Raw genomic sequence first — 17,922 nt, 5'->3', positions numbered from 1 at the left:
AGGTCCGTTCGCGACAACCCGGACCGGACCGGGGATGTCGGCCCTGCCCGCGTCAGCGGCGCACCCGGCCGTCTTCGGTCAGCAGGGTCAGTTCGACGAAGCGGGAGCCGGCGTGCTTCTGCGGCCCGAAGTCCAGCGGAAATCCACCGATGCTCACATCCTTCATGCCCCCGATGGCATCGATGAAGGCCTCCCGGCCGGCGCCTCGGGCGCGCTTGAGCCCCTCCACCAGCACCTTCGCGGCCACAAAGCCTTCGATGCCGGAGTAGTTGGGCGCCACACCGCGCTGGTCCTTGAGCGCGGCCAGGTACTCACCCGAGATAGGCGTTGCAGGCGAATAGGGAAAAGGCATCACCTGGCTGACCGCCACACCCTTGGCCACCGCCCCCAGTTCGTCCAGCAGCGCCTGCGTGCCGACGAAGGAGACGTTGTAGAAGTTGCCAGGGTAGCCCTGCTGGCGCGCCAGCCGGATGAAGGTGGCACAGGCCTTGTACGAACCGATCTGCACGATGGCCTCGGGCTTGACGGCCATGATGTCCTTGAGCGCCGGCGCCACCTCGTTGCTGTTGCGCTCCACCGTTCCCACCGCCGCCGGCTCCATGTTGAGCGCCTTCAGGGCGCGCTCGACACCTTCGAGCCCGGCCTTTCCGTAGGCGTCGTTCTGGTAGAACACCGCCACCCGCTTGACGCCGATCGAGGTGACCTGCTTGACGATGGCGGCGGTTTCGTCAAAGTACGAGGCCCGCACATGAATGGCGTAGCGGTTGAACGGCTCGCGCAGGGCCTGCGCCCCGGTGAAGGGCGCAAAGAAGGGCAGCTTGGCTTCAGTGGCCAGCGGCAGGGCGGCGAGGCTGGTGGGGGTACCGACGTAGCCGAACAGGGCGAATACGCCGTCGGCGATGAACTGCCTGGTGTTGGCCACGCAGCGCTCCGGATCGTAGCCATCGTCCAGCCGCTTGAGTTCGATGCGGCGCCCGTTGACGCCCCCGGAGGCATTGACCTGGTCAAAGTACAGCTGGGCCCCCAGGTTGAACTGCAGCCCCAGCTGCGCGGACGGCCCGGTGAACGGCGCCGACTGTCCCAGCACGATGGCCCCCGATCCGCCAGCCGCCTGGGCCCACGCGGAACCGGCCACGCCGGCCAGGGTAGAAGCGCCCAGACAGGCACCCAAGTAAGAAAGAACCCGACGACGTTGCATCCAGTGACTCCTGATATGCTTTTTTGAGCTGGTCGGATGTCACCTCGTTCGTAACAGGGCGTCACCAGACTTGCGAAGCCTACTACATAGGCCCCGCCCCGCCTATACGCCATTCACCGCATTTCATGGCCCACAACCCCAACGAATTCACGGTCCGGGGCGCTTGCCCCCACGACTGCCCCGACACCTGTGCCCTGGTCACCACAGTGGTGGACGGCAAAGCCGTGCGCGTGGCCGGCAACCCGGCACACCGCCACACCGACGGCGCGCTGTGCACCAAGGTATCGCGCTACCCCGAACGCACCCACCACCCCGAACGCATCCTCACGCCGCTGCGCCGCACCGGCCCCAAGGGCAGCGGGCGGTTCGAGCCCATCGGATGGGACGAGGCACTGGATGACATCGCCGCGCGGCTGAAAGACATCGCCGCGCGCAACCCGCAGGCCATCGTGCCCTACAGCTACGCCGGCACCATGGGTCAGGTGCAGAGCGAGGGCATGGCGGCGCGCTTCTTCAACAGGCTCGGCGCCTCTTTCCTGGACCGCACGATCTGCGCGGCCGCCGGCGGCGAGGCCCTGGTGCACACCCTGGGCGGCAAGCTGGGCATGAAGGTCGAGCACTTCGCCGAGGCCAAGCTGATCCTGATCTGGGGCAGCAACTCCATTGCCAGCAATCTGCATTTCTGGCGCCTGGCGCAGCAGGCCAAGCGTGACGGCGCGCGCCTGGTCTGCATCGACCCGCGCCGCAGCGAAACCGCCGACAAGTGCCACGAGCACATCGCGCTGCGCCCCGGCACCGACGCCGCACTGGCGCTGGCGCTGATGCACGAACTCATCAGGAACGACTGGCTGGATCACGACTACATCGCCCGCCACACCCTGGGGTGGGAGCAGCTGCGCGAACGCGCCCTGCAGTGGCCGCCCGAGCGTGCGGCCGAGGTTTGCGGCATCCCGGTCGAACAGATCGAACGGCTGGCGCGCGACTACGGCACCACGAAGCCGGCCGCCATCCGCCTGAACTACGGCATGCAGCGCGTGCGCGGCGGCGGCAACGCGGTGCGCGCCATCGCCTGCCTGCCGGCGCTGACCGGCGCCTGGCGCCACCGCGCGGGCGGTCTGCTGCTCTCGGCCTCGGGCCACTTTCCTGTCGACCGCGCCGCGCTGCACCGCCCCGACCTGCTGGCCGGCCGCACGCCACGTACCATCAACATGGTCACCATCGGCGACGATCTGCTGCGCGAATCCTCGCCAGCGTTCGGCCCGAAGATCGAGGCGCTGATCGTCTACAACAGCAACCCGGTGGCGGTCGCGCCCGAGTCGCCCAAGGTGGTGCAGGGTTTTGCGCGCGAAGACCTGTTCACCGTGGTGCTCGAACACTTCATGACCGACACCGCGGACCACGCCGACATCGTGCTGCCCGCCACCACCCAGCTGGAGCACTGGGACATCCACACGAGTTACGGCCACACCGACGTGCTGCTCAACCGGCCCGCCATCGCGCCGGTCGGGCAGGCGCGACCCAACACCGAGGTGTTCCGCCAGCTGGCTCAGCGCATGGGCTTCGACGACCCCTGCTTCGCCGACGACGATGAAACCCTGTGCCGCCAGACCTTCGGCGACCGGGTGGACTTCCAGCAACTGCTCGACCAGGGCTTTGCCACGCTGTCGGTGCCCGAGGCCCCGTTCGCCGAGGGTGGCTTCCCGACGCCCTCCGGCAAATGCGAGTTCTTCAGCGCACGCCTGGCGGCGCAGGGGCTGGACGGCCTGCCCGACCACGTGCCCAACCACGAGCCGGCCGGCAGCGACCCGCGCCACCCGCTGGCCATGATCTCGCCGCCCGCGCGCAACTTCCTCAACTCCAGCTTCGTGAACGTGAAGAGCCTGCGCGACATCGAAGGCGAACCACTGCTGGAGATCAGCGCGGCCGACGCCGCCCCGCGCGGCATCGCCGACGGTGACCTGGTGCGGGTGTTCAACCAGCGCGGCAGCTACCGCTGCACCGCGCGCCTCTCGACCCGGGCACGCGAGGGCGTGGTCAACGGACTGGGCATCTGGTGGCGCAAGCTGGGCCTGGACGGCAGCAACGTGAACGAACTGACCAGCCAGAAGCTCACCGACCTGGGCCGTGCACCGGTGTTCTACGACTGCCTGGTGCAAGTGGAAAAGGGATGACCCCCCCTGCGCCGCCTCACGGCTTCCTCCCCGGAGGAAGGCACCGCGCCAGAGGCCCGGCGAAGCCGGTTCCTCGGCGCGTGCTGGTGGTGTGTTGTCTGGCGGGTTTGCTGTCCGGTTGCGCTTCGTCCGACGCCGGCCCCGGCTACTACTGGCAGTCGGTCACCGGCCACCTGAAGCTGATGCACGCGGCGCGGCCGGTGCAGGACTGGCTGGACGACCCGGCCACACCACCCGCGCTGCAGCACAAGCTGCAGCTCACGCAGCGCATCCGCACCTTTGCGGTCACCGAACTGGGTCTGCCCGACAACGCCAGCTACCGGCGCTATGCCGACCTGCAGCGCAAGGCGGCGGTCTACAACGTGGTCGCCGCGCCCCCGCTGTCGCTGCGCCTGCAGCAGTGGTGCTTCCCGGTGGCCGGCTGTGTCGGCTACCGGGGCTACTACGACGAGGCCGAGGCCCGGTCGTTTGCGGCCGGGCTCGGCAGCGACCTGGACGTGGCGGTCTATCCGGTGCCCGCCTACTCCACGCTGGGCTGGATGAACTGGGCCGGTGGCGACCCCCTGCTCAACACCTTCATCGGCTACCCCGAGGGTGAGCTGGCACGGCTGATCTTTCACGAGCTGGCCCACCAGGTGGCCTACGCCTCCGGTGACACCGTGTTCAACGAGTCCTTCGCGACGGCGGTCGAGCGCATCGGCGGCGCGCGCTGGCTGGCCCAGGCCGACGAGACAGCGCGCCAGACCTACGCCGGCTTCGATGAGCGCCGCAAAACCTTTCGTGCGCTGACGCGCGAGACCAGGGAACGGCTGCAGGCACTCTACGACGACGCCACGCTCGACGACACCGCCAAACTGGCCCGCAAGGCCCAGGTGCTGCACGACTTCCGCCAGCGCTACGCCGGCCTGCGCCGAGGCTGGGGCGGCTACAAGGGCTACGACGCCTGGGTCGCCCGGGCCAACAACGCCAGCTTCGGTGCCCAGGCCGCCTACGACCAGTGGGTGCCGGCATTCGAGGCGCTGTTCGAGCGCGAGGGCCGCGACTTTGCGCGGTTCTATGATGCGGTGCGCGCGCTGGCCCGCCAGACCGCGGCCGAGCGCCAGGCCGCCCTCCAGGCCCTCGATCCCGCCGCCCGGCCACCGTCAACCCTCTGAACAACGCGAACACCATGGCGAACATCCACATCCGGCGCAACCACCACCTCGGCATCTCCGGCGCACGCAAGGTGGCCTGGCAATGGGCCGAACAGGCCGAGGCCGAGTTCGACATGCAGTGCGCCTACGAAGAGGGTGTGGATTGCGACGAGGTGCATTTCTCGCGCACCGGTGCCAAGGGCACGCTGCGGGTCACGGCGGATCACTTCGAGCTGGACGCTCAGCTCGGCTTCCTGCTCGGCGCCTTCAAGGACCGCATCGAGAGCGAGATCGTCAAAAACCTGGACGAGCTGCTGGCGGCCAAGAAAAAGCCGGCGGCCAAAACGGCCACCGGCTCGAAGAAAAAGTAAGACAGGCCCCGCGCAGCAGCGGAGCGTGGGAGCTCAGCTCAGCGACGCGATCAGGTCGATGTACTGCTGCTGCGCATCGTCCTGAGACGTGCCCTTCAGGCCGTTCCAGGCGTCCCACTTGGCGCGGCCGACCATGTCACCGAAGCCGGGCTTCTTCTCGGTGTTGTCGCCCACCGTGCCCTGCTTGTACAGGCCGTAGATCTTGAGCAGCGTGGCGTTGTCGGGGCGCTCGCTGAGGTTCTTGGACTGGGCAACGGCGGCATCGAAGCGGGACTTGAGGTCGGACATGAAGGTCTCCGTGAGTGAGGGGGTGGCCCGGACCCGGGCTAGGGGAGGCCCGGTATCTTACGGTTGCGACTGCCCCCAGAATAGACGCCGCCACCCAATCACAACCAGCCCCCAACCCCGGGGCCTCGCAGGAGACACCATGGTCACGCGCATCCGCAAAGGCACGCCGAAATCCCCACCCGAGGGCCGCAGCACCCTGCAGTCGGTGGCCGGCGTCCTGGGCCTGGAGGGCGAGCGCATGAGCAAGGTGGACACCGCCTGGCTGCGCATGGACTCGGACACCAACCTGATGATGATCGTGGGCGTCTGGATCCTGCGACCCGGCATCACGCGCGAGGCGCTGGCTCAGCGGGTGCAGGACAAGCTGCTGGGCTACCGGCGCTTCCGGCAGACCGCCCAGCAGGACGCCGCCGGCGCCCACTGGCGCGACGACCCCGACTTCTCGCTCGACCGCCATGTGGTCACGCACACGCTGACCCGCCGCCGCGGTCAGGAAGCCCAGGCGGCGCTGCAGGCGCGCGCCGGCGCGCTGGCCATGGTGCCGCTGGACCCGGCGCACCCGCTGTGGCAGTTCGAGCTGATCGAGGACTACGAGGGTGGTTCGGCGCTGATCGCGCGCATCCACCACTGCATCGCCGACGGGATCGCGCTGATCAGCGTGATGATGAGCCTGGTCGATGGCGGCACCGAACCGCCCAAGCGAAAGCCCCGGTCGCACAAACAGGGGCTGGAGGCGGCCGAGGACTGGGTGGCCGACACGCTGATCCGCCCCTTCGGTGACATCGCCGCACGGGCGCTGGACGCCGCCGGTGGCGGGGCGGCGAAGTCGCTGTCGATGCTGGCGGCGCCGCAGCAAGGGCTCGGGGAAACACTGGACCAAGCCATGGAGGTGGCGCGCCTCGGAGGCCAGCTCGCCAGCGATCTGGCGGCACTGGCCCTCATGCCCGACGACTCACCCACGCGGCTCAAGGGCGCACCCAAGGGTGAAAAGCGGGTGGCCTGGTGCCAGCCCATCCCGCTGACCGAGGTCAAGGCCATCGGCAAGGCGCTCAACTGCTCGGTCAACGACGTGCTGCTCAGCTGCGTGGCGGGCGCGATCGCCGGCTACCTGCGCCACCATGGCGACGACCCGGCAGGCAAGGAGATCCGCGCCATGGTGCCGATCAACCTGCGGCCGATGGAGGACGCCTGGAAGCTGGGCAACCGCTTCGGCCTGATCCCGCTGGTGCTGCCCGTGGGCATCGCCAACCCGATCGAGCGCGTGTACGCGGTGCGCGCGCGCATGAACGCGCTCAAGGGCAGTCTGCAGCCGCTGCTGACCTTCGGCCTGCTGTCGGTAGCGGGCCTGCTGATCAAGCCGGCGCAGGACGCGATGCTCAGCCTGTTCGGCCGCAAGACCACCGCCGTGATGACCAATGTGCCCGGTCCCGGCGAGAAGCTGAAGTTCTGCGGCGCGACGCTGGAGCAGACCATGTTCTGGGTGCCACAGACCGGCACGGTGGGCCTGGGCGTCTCCATCCTGAGCTACGGCGGCGGCGTGCAGTTCGGCGTGATCGCCGACAGCGCGCTCTGCCCCGACCCGCAGCGCATCATCGACGCCTTCGAACCGGAATTTGCGCAACTGCTGGCCGTGACCCTGATGCTGCCCTGGGGCGAGGTCTAACCGAACCGCTTGTGGGCGATTTCGAGCAGGCCGTCGAAAATGAGGCTGTCCACCAGCTCGCAGGGCGTGGACATGCTGGGCGCCATCTTCCAGCCCGCGCCGCCGGTCATGTAGCAGACCGGGTCTTCGCCGCAATGGCCGCGCAGGTTGTCCCACATGCGCTGCACCGCACCGGCGATGGCGAAGGTGCCACCGCTGGTGAGGGCGTCGCTGGTGTTGGTCGGGAAGTCGCGCACCTCGCCGGTGGGCACGTGCAGCCCGGCGGTGCCGGACTCCAGCGCGCGCAGCATGATGCCGTGGCCGGGCAGGATGATGCCGCCCAGGAAGCGGCCGGCCGAATCGATCGCCTCGACCGTCACCGCGGTACCGACCATGACCACGATGCAAGGCCTGGCCGGCCCCTTCTGCAGCAGGCGCTGGCGCGCGCCGATCATCGCAACCCAGCGGTCGGAACCCAGGCGGGCCGGGTGGTCGTAGCCGTTGCTCAGACCCGCCTCCGACGCGCTGGACACCACCCACTGGGGCGTCACGTCCCACTGTTCGAGCTGTTCCTCGACCCGCCGCTTCACAGCGTCGCCCGCCACGATGCAGCCCAGCACCCGGGTGGGTGCGGACAGGCTGCTCCAGTCGCCCTCGGCCAGTTTCTCGATGTTCTCCAGGAACTGTGCACCATGCGCCAGCAGGCGCCCTCCCACACGGGGGGCGTCGTACAGCGCCCATTTCAATCGCGTGTTGCCAACATCCAGCGCCAGTAAAGTCATGCGGAAGATTATGAACAAGGCCTGGCAGGCACTTTGCGGCGATGCAGCATCCTCATCGCGACATCACCGGCGTCAGATCAACCCGATCCAGCAGGCCCGCTGCACCGCAGAGAGCTTGTTGTCGGTCTTGAGTTTGGCCATGGCATTGGCCAGGTGGTAGTTGACGGTGCGCTCCGAGCAGTCCATGCGCTGCGCGGTTTCGCGCGCGGTCAGGCCTTCGAAGGCGTAGTTCAGGCTCTCCTGCTCGCGGGGGCTGAGCGTGACCCGCTGCTCGGCGATGGCGCGGCGCAGCATCGGCCAGATGTTGTAGGCCGACCAGGCCAGGGCCGCGGCCTCGGAGCGGTCCGCGAAGGCCCGGGGGCTGAACATGAAGCACTCGAACGCGCGCCCCGCCGGCAGGCTGAAGGCCACCCGCACCAGGGTCTGGTGCCCGTGGGCCAGCCAGAGCCTGCGCCAGCGGCTGGACGGCTCGGCATAGGCCGCCTTGGAAATGTCCTGCCAGGCCACCAGGGGTGCATCGCTGTCGCGCCAGCTGGCGCCAAAGTCGGTGCTGGCGGCCAGGGCCTCCGCGGCACCGAGCAGGCGCGGCGGATGCACGGCCAGCACCTCGCGCTCGTCCCGCCCCCCCATCGGATTGGGCCCCATCACCAGCACCGCCTCGACCCCGGAGTCGCGCAAGGCGCGAACCCAATCGGCCAAAATGGCGTCCACGCCCACGCTGTCAAAGTTGACAGGAAGGGTCATGACGGGCGACGCCCCGTTGCCGGGACAATGGACCCGCCCGCCACAAGACCACGGGCTGGCAACGTCGGTCGACGCTGGAAGGAATACATGTTGCAGTGGGACCGTCTCAGGGTTCACAACGCCAGGCTGAGGTTCTGGCGCTGGGTGGTGGACGAAATTGTCCATGCACCTCTGGAGCCTATTTTGCATCCTTCGACGGCCCGCCTCCAATGGCTGGGCGTCTTCACCTTCGGCGGCCACTTCATCTTCGGGTGGCTGTGGGGCCAGGCCCTGCCGCAGCCCTACGAGCTGTTTGCGGTGCGCGTGGTGCTGGCCCTGACGGGGCTGCTGCTGCTGCATCCGCGCGTGAACCGGGACCTGCAGTCCAAGACCAGCGTCTGGGTGTACGGACTGATCTTCTGGCTGCAGCTGCCGCTGTTCTTCGGATGGATGTTCCTGATGAACGAGGGCAACAAGGTCTGGCTGGCCAGTGTGTGCAGCATGATCCTGATCTATTTCCACATCACCGACTGGCGCCTGGCCTCGCTGGGCTGCATCACCGGGTTCGCAGTCGCCGCGGGCCTGTTCCTGCTCACCGGCACACAGCAGACCTGGGTCGGCATCGAGCCCGAGAACCTCACCCTGATCGGCTTTGCCCTGGGCATGAGCCTGATGCTGGGCATGTCGGGCGCCAACCTGCGCCGGGTCCGGCTGATCAACACGCTCAGCACCATGGGCGTGATGGCGCACGAACTGCGCACGCCACTGGCCACGGTGAACCTGGTCGGCGACGTGCTGCGTGGCCTGGCCCAGCACGACGTGCCCGAACCCAAGCGCAAGAAGCTGGAAGAGCTGGCGCAGCGGCTGCAGAACCTGGTGCGCAGCATGAACCGGCAGATCGACACCCAGATCTCCAACGCGCAGCTGCTGAGGCTGCCCCGGCCCACCGCCCATCTCACCGCGTTCGAACTGGTGCAGGACGTGCTCGGCCAGTACCCGTTCCGCTCACCGCGCGAGCGCGAATGCGTGCAGCTGGCGCTGGAAGAGGACTTCGGCTTCCTGGGGTCTCGTGCCCAGTTTTCACAGGTTCTGGTCAACCTGATCAAAAATGCCATGCATGCGCTGGCCGCATCCGGAGACGCCCCCAAGCCGGGCGACCTGCGCGTGGAGGTGACGGTCAAGGACGGGCTGGGCAGGATCGTGGTGACCGACAAGGGCACCGGCATTCCGCTGCAGAAACAACACCGCATCTTCGAACCCTTTTTCTCACTGCAGAGCAGTGTCGGCAACGGACTGGGGCTGACGTTCTGCAAAAACGTGGTGGAGGCGTCGGACGGTCGGCTGCTCCTCCAGTCCCAACCCGGTCACGGTGCCTCGTTCACGATCGTGCTGCCCCTGCGGGACGAGCGTGCCCCCTTCATACCGCCCACGAGCACACACTGAGCCATGGCCTTCAACTTTCCGCTGTACCACCGTTCGGGAAGCCTGATCTTTCTGGACGACGACATCGACTATCTGGAGATGCTGGGCATGGTCGTGCCCAGCTTTCTGCAGGTCGAACTGTTTTCACGACCGGCGGCTTTCATCGCCCGGATGAACGACGAGCCGGCGCGCTGGGAGGCCGACGCGGGGCACCACCTGCAGATGATCGACCGCTGGCGCCACGGCCACCATCTGCTGCCGCAGGTGCTGCGCTACTGGGGCTCCAACCCGGCGCGCTACCAGCTGGCACAAACCTGTGTGGTGGACTTCGCCATGCCAGGCATCGATGGCCTGAAGGTGCTCGAAACCCTGGTGGACTGGCCGGGCTCGCGCATCCTGCTGACCGGGCAGGCCGATGAGCAGATCGCGATCAAGGCCTTCAACAACGGCCTGATCGACCAGTTCATCCCCAAGCAGACGGCCGACATCGCCGGGCGCCTGATGACCACCCTGATCAAGCTGGCCCGGCGCGCCCATCCGCGGCTGAACACCGTCTGGCGCACGGCCATGCAGTCCCACCACCAGGCCCTGCTTGAGGTGCCATCCATCATGGAGGCGCTGCTGACCCGCGCCCGCTCGCACTGGATCGAGTACGTCGTGCTCGATGAACCCTTTGGCATGCTGGGCCTGACGCCGGAAGGCCTTTGCGAATGGCTGCAGCTGGAGCCCGCCTCCGGCCTGAAGGACGTGGCCGATCTGGCCCGGTCGGCGGGACTGGGGTTCGACGTCGTGCAGGCCATCCAGAAGGGGCTGCTGCTTCCGGCGGTCGAGCTGCACCAGCAGCTGGGCCTGCGCGGGCCGATCCGGACCGAAAAGGCCTTTGCGGTGGGCGACGACGGACAGCTCATCGGCGCCCTGTTCCTGCTGGCGGAGACCGACCTGCCGCTGCCGATCTACCCGTACCGCAACTTCCTGGACATGCAGGGCGTGCGGACCATTCAGGACAGCTGAGCACCACCGCGCTGGCGGCGGGCGGCCGCCCATTCCCAGGGCCGGACCCGGTCGGCGACCAGGCGCGCAGCCGACTCGACGTGTTCGAGCTCCGCCTCGGTCAGCGCCGAGTGCAGGGTCATCCGTGCCAGGGACCGGTTGCGGCTGGTGGCCGGTGCACCAAAGAACGCGGTGTGCACCCCCAGCGCATCCAGCTCGTCGCGCACCTGGATGGTGGCGGGCTCCGGCCCCGCTTCGAGCGCGATGATCTGCTCGGTGCCCTGGTCGATCGGATACCCCATACCGGTCAGCGCGCTGCGGATGCGCCGGGTCACCAGCCGCAGGTTCTCGCGCGCGGCGTCGGCCTGCTGCAGCACGTCCACCGTGGCCGCCAGGCCGGCCGCTTCGTGCGGCAACACGCAGGAGCTGAAGATGTTGGGGAAGCTGGAGGTGAGGATGTGGTAGCGCAGGCGGTCCGGCGCGGTGAAGAAGCCGGCCCGCCCCGCCATGGCCTTGGCCAGGCTCGCGGAGATGAAATGCACCCGGTCCGTCACCCCCAGCTGGGCGCACAGGCCGGCGCCCGAGGGACCGTGGGTGCCCAGCGAGTGCGACTCGTCGACCAGGATCATCGAGCCGTGCCGCTCCACCACGTCGAGCATCTCCAGCAGCGGGCACACCGCGCCGGTGGTGCTGTAGACCGAGTCCACCGCCACCAGTCCCGGGCCGTGCCGGCTCATGAGCTTGTCCAGGTGCTGGGGGTCGTTGTGCCGGAACACCTGCGAGGGTGCGCGGGCCGCGTGGGCACCTTCCCACAGCGAGGCGTGGGCCTGCCCGTCCAGGTACACCGGCGTCTCCGGATTGGCCACCGACTGGATCAGGCCGACATTGGCCGCGTAGCCGGACTGGCACACGAACCCGTCCTCCTTGCCCACCCAGCGCGCGAGCTTCAGTTCGAGGTTGCGGGTCGGGTGTTCGTCGTGCATGAACACCCCGGACTGCACGGCGAAACTGCCGCTGCGGGTCAGCGCCTCCACCTGGGCCCGCACGATGTCCGGATGGCCAGACACCGACAGGTAGTCGTTGCCGTCCAGGCGCACCGAGTTGGGGCCGGGGCGTGCGCCCTGCACCGCAAACCGACCCTGCCACAGGTCGTTCCAGCGGGGCACGAAATCCTTCTGGATCCGCGCCTCCAGCGCGGCCGTCAGGCGGGGAGAAGGACGTTGCGCTTCAAGGGTGTGGTCCAGCAGTTCCATGGGGTGCTCCTGTTAAAGAAGAACCCATTGAAAAAACTTGTAGGATGAAAATCGCCCCCTCCCTGTCAGCATTAGCAGGGGTGGTTACGCTTTCTTCTCAAGTCTGACGCTGTTTATCCGATAAGCGGCGCGCCAGCGGATGGCAGCGGTCTCTCTGATCTCAGTTCTGGCGCCAGGGCAGCCCGTGGTACCGCCAGCCGCCCTTGCGCCCGCGCTGGCCGTGGCCGTCGGGATCACCCTCGAAGCCTTCGAGGATGTTGTAGGCCTCCAGGCCCAGTTCCGTGGCACGCCGCGCGGCCGCGACCGAGCGCACACCGCTGCGGCACAGCAGCACCAGCTTGCGTCCGCCATCGGCGGCGGCGCGCACCGCCTCGTCGAACCCGGCGTTCATGGCCATGCCCGGCCACTGCTTCCAGGCCACCGGCAGCGCGCCGGGCACAAAGCCCACCCATTCGCGCTCGGCGTCGGTGCGCACATCCACCAGCACCGCCTCGCCCTGCTGCACCCACTGCCAGGCCAGCTGGGGCGACACATCGCCCGCGTAGCCGCCCTGCCCGGTGCGCGGCTGCATCAGCTGCACCCCGTCGGCGTCGTGGCGCAGCCCGGACGTGAGGTTGGCCGGCACGGCCTCGTCGATGCGGCGCGGCCGGGGCAGGTTCAGGCTGTCCATGATGGCCACGAATTCGGCCTCGGTCTTGCCGGCCACGCGCGGGTTGCTGGTCTTCTCGTTGCCGATGGTGGACGAGGTGCGGCCCTGGTAGTCGTGCCCGGGCCAGACGGTGGTGTCATCGGGCAGCGCAAACAGCACTTGTGTGAGGCTGCGGTAGAGGTCGACCGCGCTGCCCGACTGGAAATCGGTGCGGCCACAGCCGCCGATCAGCAGCGCGTCGCCGGTGAACACATGGTCGCGCCAGAGGTAGCTCATGCTGCCGGCCGTGTGGCCCGGCGTGTGCAGGGCGCGCAGGCGCTCGGCACCGAACTCAAGCTCGTCGCCATCCTGCAGCTGCCGGCCCGCGGTGCCGATGCCGCAGCCCGCCGGCGCCGCCGTCCTGGCGCCCGCCAGCTCGGCCAGCTTGCCGGCGCTGGTGATGTGGTCGGCATGGGCATGGGTCTCCAGGGTCCAGACCAGGCGCAACCCATACTCGCGCAGCACCGCCAGGTCGCGCTCGATCTGCTCGTCCACCGGGTCGATGATCACGGCCTCGCGCGTGGCCTGGTCGAACAGCAGGTAGGTGTAGGTGCTTGACGCCGGGTCGAACAGCTGGATGGGTTTCATGGCAGGACCTGAAGGGCGGTGGGTCAGGAAAAACGGGCCAGCATGTCGGCCACGTCGTCGGGCGGCACGTCGCCCTGGGCGATCACGCAGCCGACCATGGCAAAGAAGCTCTTGTCCAGGGCCTTGCGGGCGGCGGACAGCTGCTGGGCCACCGTCTCGCAGTCGGCGTCGGACTCCAGCAGCTTCTGGATGCCGCGCAACTGCCCTTCGACGCGCTTGAGGCGCAGCACCAGGGCACGTTTGCGTTCGGGGTCGTGGACGGTGGGCATCGGTTTCTTTCTCTCTGGGCGACGGCCGAAAGATTCTAGGCCTCCAGGCCTGGGCGGGCTTCCCCCATGGTGTATCCGGGCGGCCTGCGTTAACATTCGAATTTACGTTTACGTAAACGTCAATCAACCATACGGACACCTTCATGAACACCCGGAACGGCAAAGACCAGGCGCTTTTTCAGGCGCTGCGCGCACCGGCGGACAGCCCCTGGGCTCGGTGGCAGGTCGGGCCGGGCCGGCGCCAGGTTCGGCTGAAGGACTTTGACCCTGGGGACAAGCCTTTCTCGAAGGGCAGCAAGGCCGAGGACCAGGCCCGGGTGCTGGCCCTGGCGCGCGAGATCGACGAGCTGCAGAACCTGTTCTACGCCGATGGCCGGCACAAGCTGCTGGTGATCCTGCAGGGCACCGACACCTCGGGCAAGGACGGCACCATCCGCGGCGTGTTCGGCCAGACCAGCCCGCTGGGCGTGCACACCGTGGGCTGGAAAGCGCCCACCGAGCCTGAGCGTGCGCACGACTACCTCTGGCGCATCCACCAGCAGGTGCCGGCCGCGGGCCACATCACCGTGTTCAACCGCAGCCACTACGAAGACGTGCTGGTGCCGGTGGTCAATGGCTGGATCACCCCGGCGCAGACGAAACAGCGCTACCAGCACATCAACGACTTCGAGCGCCTGCTGGCCGAGACCGGCACCGTGGTGCTGAAGTTCATGCTGCACATCGGCTTCGACGAGCAGCGCGAGCGCCTGCAGGAGCGGGTGGACGACGTCACCAAACACTGGAAGTTCAGCCTCGGCGACCTCGAAGTGCGCAAGCAGTGGGCGCAGTACCAGCAGGCCTACGAGGACCTGCTCGAAGCCACCAGCACGCCGTGGGCGCCCTGGACCGTGGTGCCCGCCAACAGCAAGACGCACCGCAACCTGATGATCGCGACCACCGTGCGCGACACGCTGCAGGCGCTGGACCTGCGCTTTCCTCCCGAAGACCCGGCCCTCAAGGGGCTGCGGGTCGAATGACCGCTCATCCCGACAAGACCACCCGAGAGAGACCCCACCATGACCGACCTGTCCGCCGACTTCAAGGCCCTGGCCAGCTACCGCCCCACGAACAAGGTGCGCTTTGTCACCGCCGCGAGCCTGTTCGATGGCCACGACGCCGCCATCAACATCATGCGGCGCATCCTGCAGGGCATGGGCGCCGAGGTGATCCACCTGGGCCACAACCGCTCGGTGGACGACGTGGTCACGGCCGCGCTGCAGGAAGATGTGCAGGGCATCGCCATCAGTTCGTACCAGGGCGGCCACGTCGAGTACTTCAAGTACATGGTGGACCTGCTCAAGCAGCGCGGCGGTGAGCACATCCAGGTGTTCGGTGGCGGTGGCGGCGTGATCGTGCCGGCCGAGATCCGCGAGCTGCACGCCTACGGCGTGGGCCGGATCTACAGCCCCGAAGACGGCCAGCGCATGGGCCTGCAGGGAATGATCGGCGAGATGGTGATGCGCTGTGACCGCGACATCAGCGGCTATGCACCGAAGGCGATCGAGGCTATCGAGGGCCATGGCGAGATGAACTGGCGCGCGCTGGCGCAACTCATCACGGCGCTGGAGAACGGCAAGGCCGACGCCGCGCTGGTCGAGGCCATGCGCACCGCAGCGACCGGCAAGACCGTGCCCGTGCTCGGCATCACCGGCACCGGCGGCGCCGGCAAGTCCTCGCTCACCGACGAGCTGATCCGCCGCATCCGCCTGGACCAGGACGACGCGCTGCGCGTGGCGGTGATCTCCATCGACCCCAGCCGCCGCAAGAGCGGCGGCGCCCTGCTGGGTGACCGCATCCGCATGAACGCCATCACGCCCTGGCAGAAGGGCCCGCGCGTCTACATGCGCAGCCTGGCCACACGCGACACCAGCAGCGAGATCAGCGCTGCCCTGCCCGACGTGGTGGCGGCCTGCAAGGTGGCGGGCTTCGACCTGATCATCGTCGAGACCTCGGGCATCGGCCAGGGCGATGCGGCCATCGTGCCGCACGTGGACATTCCGATGTACGTGATGACGCCCGAGTTCGGTGCCGCCAGCCAGCTGGAAAAGATCGACATGCTGGACTTCGCCGAGTTCGTGGCGATCAACAAGTTCGACCGCAAGGGCGCGGCCGACGCACTGCGCGATGTGGCCAAACAGGTGCAGCGCAACCGCGAAGCCTTCACCGTCATGCCCGACCAGATGCCGGTGTTCGGCACCATGGCGGCGCGCTTCAACGACGACGGCGTGACCGCGCTCTACCAGGCGCTCAAGGCCCGGCTGATCGAGAAGGGGCTGAAGCTGACCGACGGCCAGCTGCCGCTGGTGAACGTTCGCCACAGCACCAACCAGACGCCCATCGTGCCGCCGGCGCGCACGCGCTACCTGGCCGAGATTTCGGACACCGTGCGCGGCTACAAAAAGAAGGCTCGGGAACAGGCGCAGCTGGCGCGCGAGATCCAGCAGCTGCGCGCCGCCGCTGCGATGCTCGCGGTGGACAAACCCAACCGGCCCAAGGCCTCCGAGGCTGCCATCGACCTCGCGCAGACCCGCGAGCTGCAGCAGGACCCGGCGGCCCGCAAGCTGCTGGCCCAGTGGCCCGACATGCAGAAGGCCTACGCGGGCGACGAGTACGTGGTGAAGATCCGCGACAAGGAAATCCGCACCGCGCTGACCACGAAATCGCTCAGCGGAACCACCATCCGCAAGGTCGCCTTGCCGCAGTACGAGGACCACGGCGAGATCCTCAAGTGGCTGATGCTGGACAACGTGCCCGGCAGCTTCCCCTACACCTCGGGCACCTTCGCCTTCAAGCGCGAGGGCGAGGACCCGACCCGCATGTTCGCCGGCGAAGGCGACCCCTTCCGCACCAACCGCCGCTTCAAGCTGGTGAGCGAGGGCATGCCGGCCAAGCGCCTGTCCACCGCCTTCGACTCGGTCACGCTCTACGGCAACGACCCCGACCTGCGGCCCGACATCTACGGCAAGGTGGGCAACAGCGGTGTGAACGTGGCGACGCTGGACGACATGAAGGTGCTGTATTCGGGCTTTGACCTGTGCAACCCGACCACCAGCGTGTCGATGACCATCAACGGTCCGGCGCCGTCGATCCTGGCGATGTTCATGAACACCGCCATCGACCAGAACCTGGAGAAGTTCAAGGCCGAGAACGGCCGCGAGCCGACCGACACCGAGGCCGCCAAGATCCGCGAATGGGTGCTGGCCAATGTGCGCGGCACGGTGCAGGCCGACATCCTCAAGGAAGACCAGGGCCAGAACACCTGCATCTTCTCGACCGAGTTTTCATTGAAGGTGATGGGCGACATCGCCGAATACTTCGTGCACCACGACGTGCGCAACTTCTACTCGGTGTCGATCTCGGGATACCACATCGCCGAAGCGGGGGCCAACCCGATCAGCCAGCTGGCCTTCACGCTGTCCAACGGCTTCACCTTCGTGGAGGCGTACCTGGCGCGCGGCATGCACATCGACGACTTCGCGCCCAACCTGTCGTTCTTCTTCAGCAACGGCATGGACCCGGAGTACACGGTGCTGGGCCGCGTCGCCCGCCGCATCTGGGCCGTGGCGATGAAGGAGAAGTACGGCGCCAACGAACGCAGCCAGAAGCTCAAGTACCACATCCAGACCTCCGGCCGCAGCCTGCACGCGCAGGAAATCCAGTTCAACGACATCCGCACCACGCTGCAGGCGCTGATCGCGATCTACGACAACTGCAACTCGCTGCACACCAACGCCTTCGACGAAGCGATCACCACGCCGACCGAAGACTCGGTGCGCCGCGCGATGGCGATCCAGCTCATCATCAACCGCGAGTGGGGACTGGCCAAGAACGAGAACCCGAACCAGGGCAGCTTCATCATCGACGAGCTGACCGAGCTGGTGGAAGAAGCCGTGCTGGCCGAGTTCGAGAAGATCGCCGAACGCGGCGGCGTGCTGGGCGCGATGGAGACCGGCTACCAGCGCAGCAAGATCCAGGAAGAGAGCATGCACTACGAGATGCTCAAGCACACCGGCGAGTACCCCATCATCGGCGTCAACACCTTCCGCAACCCCAAGGGCGACCCAGTGCCCGAGTCCATCGAGCTGGCTCGCTCGACCGAAGAGGAAAAGCAGAGCCAGCTGCAGCGCCTGGCCGACTTCCACGCCCGACACGCCGCCGAGGCGCCGATGCAGCTGGCGCGCCTGAAGCAGGCGGTGATCGAGAACCGCAACGTGTTCGAGGTGCTGATGGACGCGGTGCGCTGCTGCAGCCTGGGCCAGATCACCAGTGCACTGTTCGAGGTGGGCGGGCAGTACCGCCGGAACATGTGATCGCCCGCCCGGGTCCGGGTTGCTAGACTCCCTGTGACCCATCTGGGTCCACGCA

General features: G+C 67.8%; 15 protein-coding genes and 1 pseudogene. 8 read left to right on the top strand and 8 right to left on the bottom strand.

Annotated features, from left to right (window positions below):
- Positions 1–52: 52 nt before the first annotated feature.
- Positions 53–1,198 (bottom strand): ABC transporter substrate-binding protein, encoded by a 1,146-nt coding sequence (locus BC358_RS01365; protein ID WP_079364367.1) that lies wholly within the window; start codon positions 1,196–1,198, stop codon positions 53–55.
- Between the two features lie 125 nt (positions 1,199–1,323).
- Here BC358_RS01365 and BC358_RS01360 point away from each other — a divergent pair, with 125 nt between their 5' ends.
- The 3 genes from BC358_RS01360 (at position 1,324) to BC358_RS01350 (ending at position 4,873) form a co-directional block, all read left to right on the top strand.
- The gene (locus tag BC358_RS01360; protein ID WP_079364366.1) at positions 1,324–3,369 is read left to right on the top strand and encodes a molybdopterin-dependent oxidoreductase; all 2,046 of its coding nucleotides are present in this window, start codon (positions 1,324–1,326) and stop codon (positions 3,367–3,369) included.
- An 80-nt stretch (positions 3,370–3,449) separates the two neighbouring features.
- On the top strand, positions 3,450–4,523 hold the full coding sequence (locus BC358_RS01355) for an aminopeptidase (RefSeq protein ID WP_373270124.1): 1,074 nt from the start codon (positions 3,450–3,452) through the stop codon (positions 4,521–4,523).
- Positions 4,524–4,537: 14 nt separating this feature from the next.
- Positions 4,538–4,873, top strand: coding sequence for a polyhydroxyalkanoic acid system family protein (locus tag BC358_RS01350; protein WP_079364364.1), 336 nt, complete (start codon positions 4,538–4,540; stop codon positions 4,871–4,873).
- 33 nt (positions 4,874–4,906) lie between these two features.
- On the opposite strand, the gene BC358_RS01345 is transcribed toward BC358_RS01350, so the two are convergent.
- Positions 4,907–5,161, bottom strand: a complete 255-nt coding sequence (locus tag BC358_RS01345) for an acyl-CoA-binding protein (protein WP_066153785.1) — start codon at positions 5,159–5,161, stop codon at positions 4,907–4,909.
- Positions 5,162–5,300: 139 nt separating this feature from the next.
- Between BC358_RS01345 and BC358_RS01340 the strand changes: the two genes are divergently transcribed.
- Positions 5,301–6,824: a wax ester/triacylglycerol synthase family O-acyltransferase gene (locus tag BC358_RS01340; RefSeq protein WP_079364363.1), complete on the top strand. Its 1,524-nt coding sequence runs from the start codon at positions 5,301–5,303 to the stop codon at positions 6,822–6,824.
- Here BC358_RS01340 and BC358_RS01335 read toward each other — a convergent pair.
- Together BC358_RS01335 and BC358_RS01330 are read right to left on the bottom strand one after the other, a co-directional pair.
- Positions 6,821–7,585, bottom strand: a complete 765-nt coding sequence (locus BC358_RS01335) for a type III pantothenate kinase (protein WP_079364742.1) — start codon at positions 7,583–7,585, stop codon at positions 6,821–6,823. The genes BC358_RS01340 and BC358_RS01335 overlap by 4 nt on opposite strands.
- 72 nt (positions 7,586–7,657) lie before the next feature.
- The gene (locus BC358_RS01330) at positions 7,658–8,329 is read right to left on the bottom strand and encodes a helix-turn-helix transcriptional regulator (protein ID WP_066153788.1); all 672 of its coding nucleotides are present in this window, start codon (positions 8,327–8,329) and stop codon (positions 7,658–7,660) included.
- Between the two features lie 183 nt (positions 8,330–8,512).
- Here BC358_RS01330 and BC358_RS01325 point away from each other — a divergent pair, with 183 nt between their 5' ends.
- Positions 8,513–9,751, top strand: coding sequence for a PAS domain-containing sensor histidine kinase (locus BC358_RS01325; protein ID WP_243721671.1), 1,239 nt, complete (start codon positions 8,513–8,515; stop codon positions 9,749–9,751).
- Between the two features lie 3 nt (positions 9,752–9,754).
- Entirely contained in the window at positions 9,755–10,741 is a 987-nt protein-coding gene (locus BC358_RS01320; protein ID WP_079364362.1) for a response regulator, read from the top strand.
- On the opposite strand, the gene cqsA is transcribed toward BC358_RS01320, so the two are convergent.
- The 4 genes and pseudogenes from cqsA to BC358_RS01305 form a co-directional block, all read right to left on the bottom strand.
- Complete coding sequence (gene cqsA / locus BC358_RS01315) at positions 10,729–11,973, bottom strand: alpha-hydroxyketone-type quorum-sensing autoinducer synthase (RefSeq protein ID WP_066153794.1); 1,245 nt, start codon at positions 11,971–11,973, stop codon at positions 10,729–10,731. The genes BC358_RS01320 and cqsA overlap by 13 nt on opposite strands.
- Before the next feature lie 160 nt (positions 11,974–12,133).
- Positions 12,134–12,544, bottom strand: coding sequence for a rhodanese-like domain-containing protein (locus BC358_RS22235; protein ID WP_256861408.1), 411 nt, complete (start codon positions 12,542–12,544; stop codon positions 12,134–12,136).
- Between the two features lie 24 nt (positions 12,545–12,568).
- A pseudogene (locus tag BC358_RS22230) lies at positions 12,569–13,249 on the bottom strand (MBL fold metallo-hydrolase); the annotation flags it as partial.
- Between the two features lie 23 nt (positions 13,250–13,272).
- Complete coding sequence (locus BC358_RS01305) at positions 13,273–13,518, bottom strand: metal-sensitive transcriptional regulator (protein ID WP_066153800.1); 246 nt, start codon at positions 13,516–13,518, stop codon at positions 13,273–13,275.
- 143 nt (positions 13,519–13,661) lie between these two features.
- Here BC358_RS01305 and BC358_RS01300 point away from each other — a divergent pair, with 143 nt between their 5' ends.
- Together BC358_RS01300 and icmF are read left to right on the top strand one after the other, a co-directional pair.
- Positions 13,662–14,534: a PPK2 family polyphosphate kinase gene (locus BC358_RS01300; RefSeq protein WP_079364360.1), complete on the top strand. Its 873-nt coding sequence runs from the start codon at positions 13,662–13,664 to the stop codon at positions 14,532–14,534.
- Between the two features lie 39 nt (positions 14,535–14,573).
- Positions 14,574–17,867, top strand: coding sequence for a fused isobutyryl-CoA mutase/GTPase IcmF (icmF, locus tag BC358_RS01295; protein WP_079364359.1), 3,294 nt, complete (start codon positions 14,574–14,576; stop codon positions 17,865–17,867).
- The last annotated feature ends 55 nt before the right edge of the window (positions 17,868–17,922 follow it).

Source organism: Hydrogenophaga sp. H7, from assembly GCF_002025745.1.
Classification (GTDB): Bacteria; Pseudomonadota; Gammaproteobacteria; order Burkholderiales; family Burkholderiaceae_C; genus Hydrogenophaga; species Hydrogenophaga pseudoflava.
This window is presented reverse-complemented; position numbering and strand designations above follow the sequence as displayed.

Excerpts from the sequence above, each read along its gene's own strand:
- BC358_RS01330 (WP_066153788.1), bottom strand. The coding sequence starts at position 8,329 with ATGACCCTTCCTGTCAACTTTGACAGCGTGGGCGTGGACGCCATTTTG.
- BC358_RS01340 (WP_079364363.1), top strand. The coding sequence starts at position 5,301 with ATGGTCACGCGCATCCGCAAAGGCACGCCGAAATCCCCACCCGAGGGC.
- BC358_RS01320 (WP_079364362.1), top strand. The coding sequence starts at position 9,755 with ATGGCCTTCAACTTTCCGCTGTACCACCGTTCGGGAAGCCTGATCTTT.
- BC358_RS01300 (WP_079364360.1), top strand. The coding sequence starts at position 13,662 with ATGAACACCCGGAACGGCAAAGACCAGGCGCTTTTTCAGGCGCTGCGC.
- BC358_RS01305 (WP_066153800.1), bottom strand. The coding sequence starts at position 13,518 with ATGCCCACCGTCCACGACCCCGAACGCAAACGTGCCCTGGTGCTGCGC.
- BC358_RS01360 (WP_079364366.1), top strand. The coding sequence starts at position 1,324 with ATGGCCCACAACCCCAACGAATTCACGGTCCGGGGCGCTTGCCCCCAC.
- BC358_RS01365 (WP_079364367.1), bottom strand. The coding sequence starts at position 1,198 with ATGCAACGTCGTCGGGTTCTTTCTTACTTGGGTGCCTGTCTGGGCGCT.
- cqsA (WP_066153794.1), bottom strand. The coding sequence starts at position 11,973 with ATGGAACTGCTGGACCACACCCTTGAAGCGCAACGTCCTTCTCCCCGC.
- icmF (WP_079364359.1), top strand. The coding sequence starts at position 14,574 with ATGACCGACCTGTCCGCCGACTTCAAGGCCCTGGCCAGCTACCGCCCC.
- BC358_RS01345 (WP_066153785.1), bottom strand. The coding sequence starts at position 5,161 with ATGTCCGACCTCAAGTCCCGCTTCGATGCCGCCGTTGCCCAGTCCAAG.
- BC358_RS01335 (WP_079364742.1), bottom strand. The coding sequence starts at position 7,585 with ATGACTTTACTGGCGCTGGATGTTGGCAACACGCGATTGAAATGGGCG.
- BC358_RS22235 (WP_256861408.1), bottom strand. The coding sequence starts at position 12,544 with ATGCAGCCGCGCACCGGGCAGGGCGGCTACGCGGGCGATGTGTCGCCC.
- BC358_RS01350 (WP_079364364.1), top strand. The coding sequence starts at position 4,538 with ATGGCGAACATCCACATCCGGCGCAACCACCACCTCGGCATCTCCGGC.